Here is a 14,907-nt window from a genome sequence, read left to right on the forward strand (position 1 = left end):
GGATGGGACGGATGGGACGGGCGGGGCGCGGTGTGGCGGGCGGGGCGCGGTGCCGTCAGCTCATGTACAGCCTCGAGTACAGGGTCTCGTGCTGCATCGCCGCGATGTCGAGGTAAGCGCCGGAGACGCCCAGGTCGTCCGGTTCCAGCGTGAACGCGAGGTCCGCGGCGGCGACGACGTCGGGGAAGCTGTCGCGCAGGGCGGCCTGGCCGGCCACCTGGCTGATCGGCACGGCCTTGACCGCGCACACGACGAGCGCCGACAGCAGCGAGTAGCAGTAGGTGACGGCCGCCTCGCGTAGGTCGGGCGCGCGGTCGGCGGCGAACAGGCCCATCGCGATGGCGTGCAGTCCCAGGCAGCGGCCGGTGTCGATGAGCTCGGCGTAGGCGTCGAGATGCGGGATGCCGCGCGGAGAGGCGGACGGGACCGGAGCTGAGGGCGGGGCCTCGTGCGGTCTCTTCCCGCGGCGGCGCGTCCCGCCGTGCGCCGCGGCTGCGCGCGAATCGGCGGGGCGCAGGGGCGTCGCTTCCATCTGGTCGGCGAGCGTGATGAGGCGCGTGCACATGCGGTGCTGTCCCTCGCGGATCTCGCGCGGGGACTGGAGCGCGGCGACCAAATCGTCGAGGTCGGCGAGGCGGCGGCGGAAGTCCGCGTCGTCGGCGCGCGAGGCCGCCGCCAGCCGGCCGGCCAGCACCATGTGACCGACCTCGCGGTACGCGGCGACCTCGAGGTATTCGTGCAGGTATTCCTCGAAGTCGCCGTCCGTGCGGACGAAGTCGCGCTGGACGAAGGTCTCCATGCCGTTCGATAGGGCGAACGCGCCGACCGGGAATACGCTGTCGCACACCTGCAGGAAGGCGAGGCGGCGCAGCTCAGTCGCGTCGGAGGGGTCGTCAGCCACCGTGGGCATCGTTCTGCCGGTTGGCGTGGCCGTTCTGCTGGCCGGGGAGGTCGCCTCGGCCGTCATGACACCGACACGGGGTGGGCGCAGGTCAGTGGACATGCCAGGTGTGCCCGCCGTCGTGCGAGTGCATGCCGTCGGCGCGGTGGAGCACGCCGTTGAGCTCGTAGACGCCGCCGTCGGGGCCGTGGGCATGGCCGTCACCGTGACCGGCGGGTGTGGGGGCGGAACTGCCGCTGGTACCGTGGCCGGCGGGTTCTCCGGCGGGCGGCTCGTGGCGGTGCGCCTGCGGGCGCTCGGGCGCGCTCGCCTCCTGCTCGGCCTCCTCCAGATCGCCGGTGGTCTTGCCTGTGCCGGGAACGATGGTGCCGGAGCCGGCGTGCGCCTTGACGATGAGGAAGCCGTCGAAGCCGCCCTCGATGATGTGCGGCTCGAAGCCAAGCTTCGTCGTGTAGTCCATGGTGGGGTGGTCGTAGGGGACGAGCACGCGGTCGTCCTCCACCTTGAGGCTCAGGTGCCGGTTGCCCAGCTCGAAGCACAGCCGGCCCATCTCCTTCATCGAATGGACGGGGATCTCGATGAGCTGCGCGGTGCGCATGGCCACGACGTAGCGCTTGTCGTCGGTCTCGGCGAGGGTGTCGCCGTCGCGCAGGGTGCCGGCGTTGATGACGCACACGTCGGTGCCGTCCTCCGCGGTTTTGCGCAGGCGTCGCTTGGACGCCTCGAACCATTCGAAGGGCACGGGGACGGACAGTCTGCCGTCGGTGGGCGCGTTGTCGTAGATGTTGCCCAGCACCGCGTCGCTGATCATGGATGCGTCGACCTCCTCCGGCCGCCTCCCCTGGGCGGAACCGACGGCCAGCCTATCGACGCCGGACGGGCGCCATGTAACGGCAGGCCGCCGCACGTAACCCGCCGGCCCCACCCCCGTCACACGCCCGAAACATCGCCCAGCGCTCGGGTGTGCGCTCGGCAGAAGGCTCAACAGAGCGATATAGACGCACAAAGGAATACCGATGTATGTTGGAGCACATTAGTATATGTTGGTATATGTTGGTATACATTGCGACGCGCACAACTAGCGGAAGAGGAATGCCATGCAACAGAATCCATTCAAGCCGACGGCAGGCAAGATGCCGCCCATTCTTATCGGTCGCGACTCCGCACTCGAAGAGTTCGCCGAAGGACTGGACAACGGCGCCGGAGCCCCTGGCCGCATTATGCTCGTCACCGGCCAGCGCGGCTTCGGTAAAACAGTGTTGCTTACCGAATTCCGCCGCATCGCCGCCACCAGGCAATGGGAGACCATCGCGGAAACCGCTTCGCCTGGGCTCGTATCGCGTCTCGTCGACGCCATTGCACCATCCGGCATGCATGTCAGCCAAGCCAGCATTGCCCCTTCAATTGGTATCGCCGGAGTCACCACCGCTAGCCTCGGACAGCTCAGCCTGTCTTCGGCAACGGCACCGCTCACTCTTCGTCATGCCATCGCTAAAAGACTGAATAGCCACAAGATAGCCAAGGGCAAGGGAATTCTCCTCACCATCGACGAGACTCAGGCCGCTTCAATCGATGACCTTGTTGCCATTGCCACTGCCGTCCAACACGTCACCACGGCCATTGATGAAACCGACGTGCCGGATCAAGACAAAAAGGGTATCGCCATTGTGTTCGCTGGCTTGCCATCGATCATTAATGACCTTGTCAACAACAAAGCGACGACGTTTCTCCGAAGAGCTCTGCGATGCGAGCTGGACAGCATACCCGTCGCCGATGTCAGGGACGCTTTTCTCACCACTGTCACAGATTCAGGCAGACGCATCACGGATGACGATGCTCTGGCTGCTGCGGAAGCGACTGACGGATATCCCTATATGATACAATTAGTCGGTTATTACATGTGGCAGGCAGCTCAACATCGCAGGTCCGATATCATCACCCATGACGACGTCTTGCGAGGCATTAAGGATGCACTTCTGGTATTCGACGACGCCGTCTGCGCTCCGATCCTCGACAGTCATACGGCCGCAGAGCGTCTGTTCCTGACCGCCATGGCCGAGGACTACCCCAATAGCAGCGCCGTGAGCGACATCGAACAGCGATCCCACCGCAGCCGCAGCTGGGTTAACAAGTACCGCGCGGCCCTCATCAAGGATCATCTCATCCACTCTACCGGCTACGGACAAGTCGCTTTCGCCGTTCCCCACATCGGCGCCTACCTCAGCAGGCACGAAGCGTACAGAGGCAGTACAGCGAAATAGCGTCCATCAATCGCCACTAAGCAACATATCATTCTCATATGAAAAAGTTATGGCTAAACATTCATCCCCAATATACATACGCATATTATTCGGCATACAAAAAATCTTTATCATTCCCGCTGCCGTAAGCACTCTAATTTTATTCATAACACCGTTTGTTATAGATGCAATCCAATACCCCAATCACACATCATGGTGACTATGCTTTGCAACATTTGTTTTTTTCATAATATCATTTCTCACAGAAGCTGTATGCTTCGTCAAAAAAATCTGTAATATATCAGTGCTTATATCAAGAATATATCCGCCTTTTCTTTCAGGTTTTACATTAGCATTGATTCTTATGGCCGATGAGTCTGCAAATAAATGTAGCATAATAGCAAGCACTAATTATGAATTATTTACTGTAATTTTATATTACAGCCTAGCAATCTTCGCGGAAATATTCCGTACTGCCTATTTACTTTATGACTTAATCAAAAAGAAGGCGCCAGAAAGACTACAATGAAATACCCAATGTCTCATATATCAAGCCATGGGGATTATATCAACATTTATATTACTCTTCTCGCTACAAGGAATATTTCACAAAGATTGCTCCATCATCCAAGCCAGCCTAAATTCGCCAAATGCATTTCTTACAGCTATTTTTACATTTATAACTGTAACATACATAAAACAAATTTGGGACGAAAGGGGCTGTCCACAATCTTCCGAATCACACCACAAGAAACGAGGCAAACATTCCAAGAACAATTAACATCTCGACCCACCAGATTTTGGCTATCACCTAATCGCAGCGCACTAAACAAGCGTGCATCAATAGAGGTCGGCGACGTCCACCAGACGGATGGAACCGTCCTGCGCGGCGAGGTCGCGCAGCCGGTCGGTGAAGCCGGCCAGCGAGAACAGCGCGTAGGAACGCTCGGTGCCGGCGAGGCGCAGGGCCTTGGTCTGCAGGTCGCGGAGGATGGGGACGTCGACCGGCCTGTTGCGGAACTTGCATTCACCGGCTAGCAGGTGGTCGCCGCTGCGGTCGACGGCGACGACGTCGATCTCGGCCTTGCCGTCCCACCACCGGCCGATGCGGTTCGTCCGGAAGCCGAGCTCCCCCTGCCTGTTCCGCCGGCGGAGCCAGTCAGCGCAGATGCGTTCGAAGGGCGTGGCGGCGAAGTCGTGCAACGCCGGTTCGACGTCGTACCGCCATACGCCGTCGACGTCGCCCATTTCCAGATTGGAGCGGTTGGGTGCGACGAAGGAATACCAGAAGCGGAAGAAGTTGTCGGACAGCCGATACAGCCCGCGCATGGCCTTGGAGTGTCCCACCGGTCTGGCATCCACGGGAAACTCCCGCCCCACGATGCTCACCTCGATGAGGTTGCGCAGGTACACGCTCAGCGCCTGCGCCGGCATCATGGTGCGCTGGGCGATGTCGTTGAGCTGCGTGGCACCCAGCGCCACGGCCGTCAGGATGGTGTTGTAGGTGGCGGGTTCACGGAACTCCTCGCGCATCAGGAACTCGACCTCGCTGTACAGCGCGGAGCCGCGGCGGAGGATGCGCTGCCGGATGTTCGTGGCCACGTCCTCGTCGGGGTCGAACTGTGCGAGGTAATGGGGCACGCCTCCCAGCACGGCATAAGTCAGGGCCTGGCTCGGCGCATCGTACGCGGGGAAGAACCGCGCGGCGTCCCAGTAGGGCATGGGGTCCACCTTGAGGATGCCCGTGGCGCGGCCGTAGAGCGGAGATTTTTCAGAGAGGATCTCCTTCTCGATGAAGCTTATCGCGCTGCCGCACAGCACGAGCATGACGTTGGAGTCCTTGAGTGTGTGGTCCCACAGATGCTGGAGCACCGACGGCAGCGACCTGTCCGCCCTGACGAGGTACGGGAATTCGTCGATGATGACGAGACGGCGGGAACCATCCGAGGTCGCGGGCAGCTCGGCGATGTCCGACAGCGCGCGTTCCCAGTCCGGATACTGCCGCAGATACCGGCCCGCAGGCGCTCCGGCAGCGAACATCTGGCGGGAGAAGGCGGCAAGCTGCTCCTCCCTGGTGGCGGACGGCGCCGAGAAGAACACATGGTCCCTGCCCGTGGCGAAATGTGCCAGCAGTTCGGTCTTGCCCACGCGCCGCCGCCCGTACACCACGACCAGCTGCGCCGAAGGGCTGGCATAGCAGGAATCGAGGAACTCGAGCTCGTTGGCCCTTCCGATGAACGTCATGGTTCAAATCGTAATTTGTTAAATCACGATTTGTTAAATCACGATTTGATGAGTAGGCGGACAGCGCTGACTGGGCAGCCGGCGCCCACCATGCAACAAACCGTACGCTTACGGAGCGCAGGAGCACGGTTCGCCGTAGAGAAACGAAGTCCGTGCGACAAACCGTACGCTGAGCCCGCGTAAGAGTACGGTTCGCCGCATCAACACCATGCCCATGCGGCAAACCGTGCGCTTACAGACGCTCAGAGTACGGTTCGCCGCACGCCTCCCAGCACGGCGGGAGCCGTCCGCTTTTCTCGGCTCCCGCTGGCGGGAGCCAACTCCAGCCGCGGCCGGACTCCTCAGAACAGGAAGTAGCGCTGGGTGAGGGAGAGCTCGGTGGCGGGGTCGCAGGTGACGACCTCGCCGTCGACGGTCACGGTGAAGGTCTCCGGGTCCACGCGAATGTCACCCATGCAGTCGTTGAACTTCAGGTCCTTCTTGCCCACTGTGCGGCAGCCGTGCACCGGCAGCACCCGCCGCGCCAGGCCCAGCCGCCCGGCGATGTCGTCGTCGAACGCGGCCTGCGAGACGAAGGTCGCGCAGCTGGAGGCGAGCGCCGAGCCGGTCGCGCCGAACATGTCGCGGTACAGCACCGGCTCGGGCGTGGGAATCGAGGCGTTCGCGTCGCCCATGCGCGCGAAGGCGATGGACCCGCCCTTGATGACCATCTCGGGCTTGGCACCGAACATCGCCGGCTGCCAGAGCACCAGGTCGGCCATCTTGCCGACCTCCACGGAACCCACGTAATCGGCGATGCCGTGCGTGAGCGCCGGGTTGATCGTGTACTTGGCCACGTAGCGCTTGACGCGGAAGTTGTCGTTGCGGTTGCCGTCGTGCGCGTCCTCCGGCAGCGGCCCGCGCTGGCGCTTCATCTTGCTGGCGGTCTGCCAGGTGCGCGTGATGACCTCGCCCACGCGCCCCATGGCCTGCGAGTCGGAGCTCATCATCGAGATGATCCCAAGGTCGTGCAGCACGTCCTCCGCGCCGATGGTCTCGGGGCGGATGCGCGAGTCCGCGAAGGCGATGTCCTCGGGCACGCGGCGGTCGAGGTGGTGCGTGACCATCATCATGTCCAGATGCTCGTCGATCGTGTTGCGCGTATACGGCATGGTCGGGTTCGTGGAGCTCGGCAGCACGTTGGGGAAGCCGGCCACGCGGATGATGTCCGGCGCGTGCCCGCCGCCCGCGCCCTCGGTGTGGTACGTGTGGATCGTGCGCCCCTTGAGCGCGGCGATCGTGTCCTCCACGCAGCCGCCCTCGTTGAGCGTGTCCGTGTGGATGGCCACCTGCACGTCCATCTCGTCGGCCACGCCCAGGCAGGTGTCGATGACGGCCGGCGTGGCGCCCCAGTCCTCGTGGATCTTCAGTCCCGCGGCGCCGGCGCGGATCTGCTCGCGCAGCGGCTCGGGGCTGGACCCGTTGCCCTTGCCCAGGTAGGCGATGTTGACGGGCAACGCCTCCGCCGCCTCGATCATGCGCGCCAGGTGGAAGGCGCCCGGCGTGCAGGTGGTGGCGTTGGTGCCGTCGGCCGGGCCGGTGCCGCCGCCGAGCATCGTGGTGGTGCCGCCGGCCAGGGCAGTGCGCACCTGCTGCGGCGCGATGAAGTGGATGTGCGTGTCCAGTCCCCCGGCCGTGACGATGAGTCCCTCGCCGGCGATGGCCTCGGTGTTCGCACCGACGGCCAGCCCCGGCGTCACCCCGTCCATGGTCTGCGGGTTGCCGGCCTTGCCGATCGCGCTGATCAGCCCGTCCTTGATGCCGATGTCCGCCTTGTAGATGCCCGTGTAGTCGACGATGAGCGCGTTGGTGATGACGGTGTCGGGCGAGTCCGCGTCGCGCACGGTGGAGGACTGCCCCATGCCGTCGCGGAAGGATTTGCCGCCGCCGAACTTGAGTTCGTCGCCGTAGTGCGTGCAGTCGCGTTCCACCTCGATGACCAGGTCCGTGTCGCCCAGGCGCACGCGGTCGCCGACGGTGGGTCCGAACATGCCCGCGTAGTCGCGTCGTGTGATGGTCTTCATATCGATGCTCACTTCCCGTCCGATGCCGTGCCGTCCGATGCCGCCGTGCCGTCCGACGGCGCCGCGTCGTCCGCGGCGCCGTCCATGCCGAGGAACCCGCGCTCGCGGGCGGCCGCGAACGCCGCCTCGCGCACCGCGGGATCGTCCAGCTTCCCCTCGGTCAGTCCCGCGAATCCGTGGATCTCGCGCGTGCCGCCGAAGTCGACGAGGCGCACGCGGTGCGACTCCCCCGGCTCGAAGCGCACGGCGGTGCCGGCCGCGATGTCCAGGTGCTTGCCGTAGGCGGCGCGGCGGTCGAAGCACAGGTACCTGTTCGCCTCGAAGAAGTGGTAGTGGGAGCCGATCTGGATGGGCCGGTCGGCGGTGTTGGTCACGTCCACCTCGATGGCCTCGCGCCCCTCGTTAAGCGTCAGGTCGCCGTCGGCGGGCAGGTACTCGCCGGGCGTGGGCCCGCCGGTCGTCTCCACCGGGTCGTGGATGGAGACGAGCTTGGTGCCGTCGGGGAACGTCGCCTCGACCTCCACCTCGTGGAGCATCTCGGCCACGCCGGGCATCACCTCGTCGGCCTTGACCACAGTGCGCCCGTAGGCCATGAGCTCGGCCACCGTGCGCCCCTCGCGGGCGCGTTCCATGACCTCCGAGCTGATGAGCGCGACGGTCTCCGGGTAGTTGAGCTTCACCCCCCGCGCGCGCCGCTCCTTGGCCAGCTCCCCCGCCAGATGCAGCAGGAGCTTCTCCGTCTCCCTGGGTGTCAGTCTCATCGTCCCAGCCTTGCCTTTCCTTGGAATCGTCTGTTGGAACCGTTCCCTGTCACGACCACCGCCGCGCCACGTGCCCGACCTTCCACACCACGCCGGAGGCGATCCAGAAGCCGACGAACACGGCCGCCATCGCGTAGCCGAGCCCGTTGAAGTCGAGCCCCTGCACCCACGCCCAGAAGCCCCCGTCCAGCCCGAGCGCGGAACCGACCACCTGCAGCAGCTCCACCCCGCCGATGACCACGGCGGCCGTGACGGACGCCAGCGTGATCGTCAGGTTGTAGTAGAGCTTGCGCACCGGGGTGTCGAAGGCCCAGCGGTAGGCCCCGGTCATCACCACCGAGTCGGTCGTGTCCATCAGGCACATGCCGGAGGCGAACAGCAGCGGCAGCGCGAGTGTGCCGGCCAGCGGCACGCTGCTCGTCGTCGCCCCGGCGGACATGGCCAGCAGCGCGACCTCCGTGGCCGTGTCGAAGCCGAGTCCGAACAGCAGGCCGATCGGGTACACCTGCCAGCTGCGCGTGACGACGGCGAACAGGCGACCGCACAGGCGCGGCAGCAGGCCGCGCCTGTCGAGCAATGCGTCGATGTCCGCCCCGGAGACGCCGGCGGCACCGGCGCCGGGCGCCCCGGCCGCGCCCCGGTGCCGCTCCCGCAGCCGGCGGAAGGCCCGCGCCATGCCGGCGAGCGCCGCCGCGTTGAACGCTGCGGTGAGCAGCAGGAACAGCCCGGAGATGGTCGCGCCGATGACGCCGCCGACGGCCTGGAAGCCGGGCATGCGGTCGCGCGCCCAGGCGCCGGTCAGGCCGAGCAGCAGCGCCATGAGGAACACGATGGTGGAGTGGCCGAGCGAGAAGAAGAAGCCCACGCCGTTCGGGTCGCGTTTGAGCTGCAGCAGCTTGCGTACGGTGTTGTCGACGGCGGCGATGTGGTCGGCGTCGAAGGCGTGCCGCAGGCCCAGCGTGTAGGCGAGCAGGCCGAGGCCCGGCAGGATCGGAGCCTGCCGGGCCGCCAGGAACAGCAGCGTCAGGGCGAGCGCGTGGAGCGCCGCCACGGCCGCGTAATAGGGCGCGCCCGCCCGCATCATGCGCCGCATGTCACACGCGCATCCTGTCGGTGGCGGTGGCCACGGCGTCGGGTCCGCCGTCGCCGGAGTCGATGAACCGTCCGGCGGCGAGCACGTAGTACCGGTCCGCCCGTTCGACGGCGAACTTCACCTTCTGCTCGACCAGGATCACGCCGATGCCCTGGTCCTCGCTCATGCGGCGGATGGCCCGCTGGATGTCCGTCACGATGTTCGGCTGGATGCCCTCGGTGGGCTCGTCGAGCACCATGAGCTTGGGCCGGGTGATGAGCGCCCGTGCGATGGACAGCTGCTGGCGCTGGCCGCCGGAGAGCAGGCCGGCGCGACGGTCGCGGAACTCCTTCAGCACGGGGAAGGTCGCGATGGCCTCGTCGTAGCGGCTCTGCGCCTCGCGGCCGTAGTGGTCGGCGACGACGTGCAGGTTCTCCGCGACGGTCATCTGCCCGAAGGACTGCTGGCCCTGCGGCACGAAGGCCATGCCGGCGCGGATCCGCCGGTTCGGCGCCCAGCGCGTGATGTCCTGCCCTTCGAAGCCCACGGTGCCGGAGGCGGCGGGCAGGAGGCCCAGGATCGTTTTGAGGAGCGTGGTCTTGCCGGCGCCGTTGTTGCCGACGATGCTCACCCACTGGCCGGCGCCGACGGTGAAGTCGATGCCGTTGATGACGGTCACCTTGTCGTAGCCGGAGGACAGTCCCCGGACGGCGAGCATGGGCTGCGCGGTGGTGGTGTCGGTGGTGCTCATTGGTTGTCGCCTCCCAGGTAGATGCGCACGACGTCCTCGTTGTTCTGGATGTCCTCCACCGAGCCTTCGGCCAGGATCTCGCCCTGGTTGAGCACGGTGACGGAGTCGGCGAACTGGCGCATGAACTCCATGTCGTGTTCGACGATGATGACGGTGCGGTTGCGGCTGCAGCGCTTGAGCAGCGCTCCGGTCTGCTCGCGCTCGGCGGGCGTCATGCCGGCCACGGGCTCGTCGAGCAGCAGCAGGTGCGCGTCCTGCACGAGCAGCATGCCGATCTCCAGCCACTGCTTCTTGCCGTGCGGCAGGGTGCCGGCGGTGCGGTCCGCGTCCGCCGTCAGGTTGCACACGTCCATCATGTAGCGCACGTTCTGCGAGGGGGCGCCGGGGCGGCGGAGCAGGTCGCGCCCCTTGCGGCGGAAGCCCTCCGCCACCTGCAGGTTCTCGAGCACGGTGAGCTCCTCGACCACGGAGGCAGTCTGGAAGGTGCGGCCGACGCCCAGGCGCACGATGTTGTTGGGCTTGCGGCCGAGCAGCTGCTCGCCGCGGAAGGTGGCCGAGCCGGCGGCGGGCACCAGCCCGGTGATCGCGTCGATGACCGTGGTCTTGCCGGCGCCGTTCGGGCCGATGAGGAAGCGCAGGTCGCCGTGCTCGACGGACAGGTCCAGGTTCTTCACCGCCACGAAGCCGTCGAACTCGACGTGCAGGCCGCGGACCTCCAGATAGTCGCTCCACTGGCCGCCGCGGTCGTCCAACACGGTCAGCTTGTCCTGCATGTCCTGGCGTTCGCGGGCGATCTCGTCGCGCATCCGCGCGGCCTCGTCCCTCAGTCGGCGGGCCTCGTCGCGCATCTGGCGGGTCTCGTCCCTGAGGCGACGCATCTCGTCGTCGGTCATGGTCTGCTCCTTGTCGCTCATGCGGTCACCGCCTTCGCCGTCGCGCCGGGCGCAGTGCCGGGCGCCGCACTGGGCGCCGCATCCCGCCGTCCGAACTTCTCCTTGAGCCACGGCCACACGCCCTTGAACTGGGCCAGGCCGTTGGGCACGAAGGCGATGACGAGGATGAACAGCGCGCCCTCGATGTAGGTCCACGCGGACGGGTAGGCCTCCGACAGCTGCGTCTCGGCGAAGCGCACGAGCAGCGTGCCGATCACAGGGCCGAGCAGGGTGGCGCGTCCGCCGATCATCACGCCGGCCAGCATGAGGATGGACGGCGTCACGCCGATGTCCGACGGGGAGATGATGCCGACCACTGGCACGAACATCGCGCCGCCCACGCCGGCGAACATCGCAGCCAGGGAGAACACGAACACCTTGATCGAGGCGGGGTTGTAGCCGAGGAACTTCATGCGGTTCTCTTGGTCGCGCACGCCGATGATCAGCTCGCCCAGGAAGGAGCGGCGGATCGCGGCCGCAAGCAGCACCATGGCGAGCACGCAGAACGCGCAGATGTAATAGAGTATCCGCTTGTTCGCCGGGTCGGTCAGGTCGTAGCCGAAGAAGCCCTGGAAGTCGCTCAGGCCGTTGGTGCCGCCGGTGGTCTTCGACTGGCCGACGAGCAGCACGGAGAACGCGGCGACCAGCGCCTGGGAGAGGATCGCGAAGTACGCGCCGCGCACGCCGCGTCCGAACACGAGCAGGCCGAGCACGGCCGCGACGATGCCGGGCACAATCGCCACGGACAGGATCGCGATCACCGGGTTACGGAACAGCTCCCAGAAGCCAGGCACCTGGGTCATGCCGTACTGCGCCATGAAATCCGGCACCTTGCCGGGGCCGATGTCCGCCAGCTCCATGTGGATGGCCATGACGTACGCGCCCAGGCCGAAGAACAGCCCCTGCCCGAGCACGAGCATGCCGCCCTGGCCCCAGGCCAGGCCGATGCCCACGGCCACCATCGCATAGCACAGGTACTTGCTGGCCAGGCCCAGGTTGTAGGTGTTGAGCACGGCGGGCGCCAGGAAGATCAGCGCCACCGCGATGACGGTGCCCGTCCACGCCTTGTGGGCGGTGAGCGCTCCCAAGGCCGTGTTCGCGGAGGTCGCGGGGTTCGATGGATTCGACGGTTTCGACGGTGTCGTGGAATGTGAAGCGATGCCAATCATGCCGTGCCTCCCTTACGCCAGGTTCCGGGAACGGATGGAGACCAGACCCTGCGGCCGGAACTGCAGGAACAGCACGACGATGAGGAACACCGCCATCTGGCCGATGGACGAGGATGTGCCCAGCTCGATCCACGACTGGGCCAGGCCCAGCACGAAGGCGGCGATCACCGCGCCCCTGAGCTGGCCGACGCCGCCGGCGACGACCACGAGGAAGGCTTGCACGATGAACGTGGTGCCGAAGTTGAAGCTGATCGAGTTGAGCAGGCTCAGCGCCACGCCGGCGATGCCCGCCAGGCCGGAGCCGAGGAAGAAGGTCACGTGGTCGACGGCCTTCGTGGAGATGCCGGAGGTCTCCGCCAGGTCGCGGTTCTCGCTGACCGCGCGGATGCGGCGGCCCAGCGGCGTGAAGCGCAGCACCGCGTACAGCGCGGCCACGCAGGCCACGGACAGCAGGAAGATGAACAGGCGCGCCGCGGAGAAGCTGTAGCCGAACAGCGTCACCGGGCGGGTGAGCGCCTCCGGGGCGGCGGCGTACACGGGCGTGGAGCCGAACACGTCGCGCGCCAGCTGCTGAAGCACCAGGGAGACGCCGAAGGTGACGAGCAGCGTGTCCAGCGGACGCAGGCGCATGCGTTCGAGCAGCGCCACGTCGAGCAGCAGGCCGAGCAGCCCGGCCACCAGGAAGCCGACGACGAGCGCGAGCGCGAAGGCGACGGTTTTGGAGGCGATGATCGAGCTCATCACGTAGGCGGTGTAGGCGCCGGCCATCATGAACTCGCCGTGCGCGTTGTTGATGACGCCCATCTGCCCGAAGGTCAGCGACAGGCCGAGCGCGGCGAGCAGCAGAATCGATCCGTTGGACAGGCCGGCGATGAGCTGCGGAAGGAACATGGTCATCTCCACACGCCTCACTTTCCGGTTTCGGAGCCGGAGCCGGCCTGCAGCGGCGCGGCCCAGCGGTAGGTGGTCAGGTAGGGGTCCGGGACGATGGGCCCCTTGGACTTCCACACGGTGTGGATGAGGGAATCGGCGCCGATGCGGCCGATATACGAGGTCTTGGAGATGTGGTGGTTCTTGCCGTCCACCTTCACGCGACCTTCGGGGGCGTCGTAGGTGACGCCGTCGGCGGCGGCCTTGACCTTGTCGACGTCGAAGCTGCCGGCTTTCTCGACCATGTTCTTCCACAGGTGGACGGACACATACGCCGATTCCATCGGGTCGGAAGTGGGCCGGTCCTGCCCGTAGCGAGCTTTGAACGCCTTGACGAAGCGCTTGTTCTGCGGGTTGTCCAACGTCTGGTAGTAGTTCCAGGCGGTGAGCTGGCCCTTGACGTTGTCCGCGCCGATGGCCTTGACCTCCTCCTCGGCGATGGACATGGAGATGACCGGCACTTGGCTCGCCGTCAGTCCCGAGGAGCGATACTCCTTGAAGAAGGCGACGTTGGAGTCGCCGTTGAGGGTGTTGACCACCGCGTCCGCGCCGGAGAACTTGAGCTTGTTGATGATCGTCGTGAAGTCGGTGGAGCCCATCGGCGTGTACTCCTCGCCGACCACTTGCATGCCGTTGCCCTCCGCGTAGGCCTTGACCACGCGGTTGGCGGTCTGCGGGAACACGTAGTCGGAGCCGACCAGGAACAGCTTGCGCTTGCCCTGCTCCTTCAGGTAGTCGAGCGCGGGCACGATCTGCTGGTTCGGCGCGGCGCCGGTGTAGAAGATGTTCGAGCTGGACTCCATGCCCTCGTACTGCAGCGGGTAGAACAGCAGCGCGTTGTCCGCCTCGAACACCGGCAACATGGCCTTGCGTGAGCTGGAGGTCCAGCCGCCGAACACCGCGGCCACGCAGTCCTTCTCGATGAGGGAGCGGGCCTTCTCCGCGAACACGGCCGGCTCGGACTTGCCGTCCTGGTCGATCGGCTCGATTTTCTTGCCGAGCACGCCGCCGGCCTGGTTGATCTCGTCGACGGCCATGTGCAACGACTTGTTGACAGTCTGCTCGGAGATGGCCATCGTGCCACTCAGCGAGTTGACGAAGCCGACCTTGATTGTGTCTCCCGAGGTGTCCACACAGCTTGCTGCGCCGGATCCACCTCCCTGCTGCGCGGCCAACGCCTGTTTTTCGGCCACGGTGCGTCCCCAGCCGCAGGCGCTGAGGCTGCAGGCCATCGCCGCGGCCAGGACAAGAGCAAGCCCCCGTCCGACGGCGCGGCGTATGGCTCCGCCATGGTGTGTTGCGATCACGTGCAATCCCTTCCGGTACACGCCGGACGGCGACGAATCGTGTTCCCCTGTTGTCTGCCGTCCGACTCGTCTCTGAACTGGACTGGCACAGATTGACAGATGAAATCGCCGGCTCCGTTGCCGTGATGTTGCGTGTCTGAGGTCGCTACGTTGCCACTATGTTGCGAACGGGGGGGATGAGAAGGTGACAAAGCGTGGTGGGCTGTTTTTGGTTCGCATGTCGGGGGCTGCTTGACGTGTGAACCGGGAACGGGCGGGACCGCGCATCGTCGTCATCGGCCGGGGCGTGTGAGGGTACGGTTCGCCGTATGGGCGCCGTGGGACTGCGGCGAACCGTACGCTCACGCCCGCTCAGCGTACGGTTCGCCGTATGCGTGGGTTGATCGATTGCTGGTGTTTCGGGCGTATACGAAGGAACCCCGGGGAGCTGTGCTCGACCCGGGGTCCTTGTATGTGTGGTGCGGCGACGTGCTACTCTCCCACACCCTGTCGGGTGCAGTACCATCGCCGTGCCAGGCCTTAGCTTCCGGGTTCGGA

12 protein-coding genes are annotated in these 14,907 nt (G+C 65.6%); 1 reads left to right on the forward strand and 11 read right to left on the reverse strand.

Annotation, left to right across the window (positions count from 1 at the left end; genetic code table 11):
* Nucleotides 1-55: 55 nt before the first annotated feature.
* Entirely contained in the window at nucleotides 56-901 is an 846-nt protein-coding gene (locus H7U32_RS08850) for an urease accessory protein UreF (protein WP_323804623.1), read from the reverse strand.
* A 91-nt stretch (nucleotides 902-992) separates the two neighbouring features.
* Nucleotides 993-1,712 carry an urease accessory protein UreE gene (locus H7U32_RS10980; protein WP_204469713.1) on the reverse strand — a complete coding sequence of 240 codons (720 nt, stop codon included), beginning with the start codon at nucleotides 1,710-1,712 and terminating at the stop codon, nucleotides 993-995.
* A gap of 286 nt (nucleotides 1,713-1,998) precedes the next feature.
* Between H7U32_RS10980 and H7U32_RS08860 the strand changes: the two genes are divergently transcribed.
* Nucleotides 1,999-3,162 carry an ATP-binding protein gene (locus tag H7U32_RS08860; RefSeq protein WP_204469714.1) on the forward strand — a complete coding sequence of 388 codons (1,164 nt, stop codon included), beginning with the start codon at nucleotides 1,999-2,001 and terminating at the stop codon, nucleotides 3,160-3,162.
* Nucleotides 3,163-3,981: 819 nt separating this feature from the next.
* On the opposite strand, the gene H7U32_RS08865 is transcribed toward H7U32_RS08860, so the two are convergent.
* From H7U32_RS08865 to urtA, 9 genes are all read right to left on the reverse strand, one after another.
* Nucleotides 3,982-5,385: an ATP-binding protein gene (locus tag H7U32_RS08865; RefSeq protein WP_204469715.1), complete on the reverse strand. Its 1,404-nt coding sequence runs from the start codon at nucleotides 5,383-5,385 to the stop codon at nucleotides 3,982-3,984.
* Between the two features lie 341 nt (nucleotides 5,386-5,726).
* The gene (gene ureC, locus H7U32_RS08870; protein WP_239457654.1) at nucleotides 5,727-7,448 is read right to left on the reverse strand and encodes an urease subunit alpha; all 1,722 of its coding nucleotides are present in this window, start codon (nucleotides 7,446-7,448) and stop codon (nucleotides 5,727-5,729) included.
* An 8-nt stretch (nucleotides 7,449-7,456) separates the two neighbouring features.
* Complete coding sequence (gene ureA, locus H7U32_RS08875) at nucleotides 7,457-8,209, reverse strand: urease subunit gamma (protein ID WP_204469716.1); 753 nt, start codon at nucleotides 8,207-8,209, stop codon at nucleotides 7,457-7,459.
* A 49-nt stretch (nucleotides 8,210-8,258) separates the two neighbouring features.
* Complete coding sequence (locus H7U32_RS08880) at nucleotides 8,259-9,302, reverse strand: HoxN/HupN/NixA family nickel/cobalt transporter (protein WP_204469717.1); 1,044 nt, start codon at nucleotides 9,300-9,302, stop codon at nucleotides 8,259-8,261.
* 1 nt (nucleotide 9,303) lies between these two features.
* Nucleotides 9,304-10,032, reverse strand: coding sequence for an ATP-binding cassette domain-containing protein (locus H7U32_RS08885; protein WP_239457655.1), 729 nt, complete (start codon nucleotides 10,030-10,032; stop codon nucleotides 9,304-9,306).
* Nucleotides 10,029-10,946, reverse strand: a complete 918-nt coding sequence (gene urtD / locus H7U32_RS08890) for an urea ABC transporter ATP-binding protein UrtD (protein WP_204469718.1) — start codon at nucleotides 10,944-10,946, stop codon at nucleotides 10,029-10,031. The genes H7U32_RS08885 and urtD overlap by 4 nt, the downstream gene beginning before the upstream one ends.
* Nucleotides 10,943-12,133, reverse strand: a complete 1,191-nt coding sequence (gene urtC, locus H7U32_RS08895) for an urea ABC transporter permease subunit UrtC (protein WP_204469719.1) — start codon at nucleotides 12,131-12,133, stop codon at nucleotides 10,943-10,945. The genes urtD and urtC overlap by 4 nt, the downstream gene beginning before the upstream one ends.
* Before the next feature lie 12 nt (nucleotides 12,134-12,145).
* The gene (gene urtB / locus H7U32_RS08900) at nucleotides 12,146-13,030 is read right to left on the reverse strand and encodes an urea ABC transporter permease subunit UrtB (protein WP_204469720.1); all 885 of its coding nucleotides are present in this window, start codon (nucleotides 13,028-13,030) and stop codon (nucleotides 12,146-12,148) included.
* A gap of 11 nt (nucleotides 13,031-13,041) precedes the next feature.
* Entirely contained in the window at nucleotides 13,042-14,370 is a 1,329-nt protein-coding gene (gene urtA / locus H7U32_RS08905) for an urea ABC transporter substrate-binding protein (RefSeq protein WP_323804624.1), read from the reverse strand.
* Nucleotides 14,371-14,907: the final 537 nt, after the last annotated feature.

It is taken from the genome of Bifidobacterium pullorum subsp. saeculare (genome assembly GCF_016899725.1).
Classification (GTDB): Bacteria; Actinomycetota; Actinomycetes; order Actinomycetales; family Bifidobacteriaceae; genus Bifidobacterium; species Bifidobacterium pullorum_C.

Excerpts from the sequence above, each read along its gene's own strand:
- H7U32_RS10980 (WP_204469713.1), bottom strand. The coding sequence starts at position 1,712 with ATGATCAGCGACGCGGTGCTGGGCAACATCTACGACAACGCGCCCACC.
- H7U32_RS08860 (WP_204469714.1), top strand. The coding sequence starts at position 1,999 with ATGCAACAGAATCCATTCAAGCCGACGGCAGGCAAGATGCCGCCCATT.
- H7U32_RS08865 (WP_204469715.1), bottom strand. The coding sequence starts at position 5,385 with ATGACGTTCATCGGAAGGGCCAACGAGCTCGAGTTCCTCGATTCCTGC.
- ureC (WP_239457654.1), bottom strand. The coding sequence starts at position 7,448 with ATGAAGACCATCACACGACGCGACTACGCGGGCATGTTCGGACCCACC.
- ureA (WP_204469716.1), bottom strand. The coding sequence starts at position 8,209 with ATGAGACTGACACCCAGGGAGACGGAGAAGCTCCTGCTGCATCTGGCG.
- H7U32_RS08880 (WP_204469717.1), bottom strand. The coding sequence starts at position 9,302 with ATGCGGCGCATGATGCGGGCGGGCGCGCCCTATTACGCGGCCGTGGCG.
- H7U32_RS08885 (WP_239457655.1), bottom strand. The coding sequence starts at position 10,032 with ATGAGCACCACCGACACCACCACCGCGCAGCCCATGCTCGCCGTCCGG.
- urtD (WP_204469718.1), bottom strand. The coding sequence starts at position 10,946 with ATGAGCGACAAGGAGCAGACCATGACCGACGACGAGATGCGTCGCCTC.
- urtC (WP_204469719.1), bottom strand. The coding sequence starts at position 12,133 with ATGATTGGCATCGCTTCACATTCCACGACACCGTCGAAACCGTCGAAT.
- urtB (WP_204469720.1), bottom strand. The coding sequence starts at position 13,030 with ATGACCATGTTCCTTCCGCAGCTCATCGCCGGCCTGTCCAACGGATCG.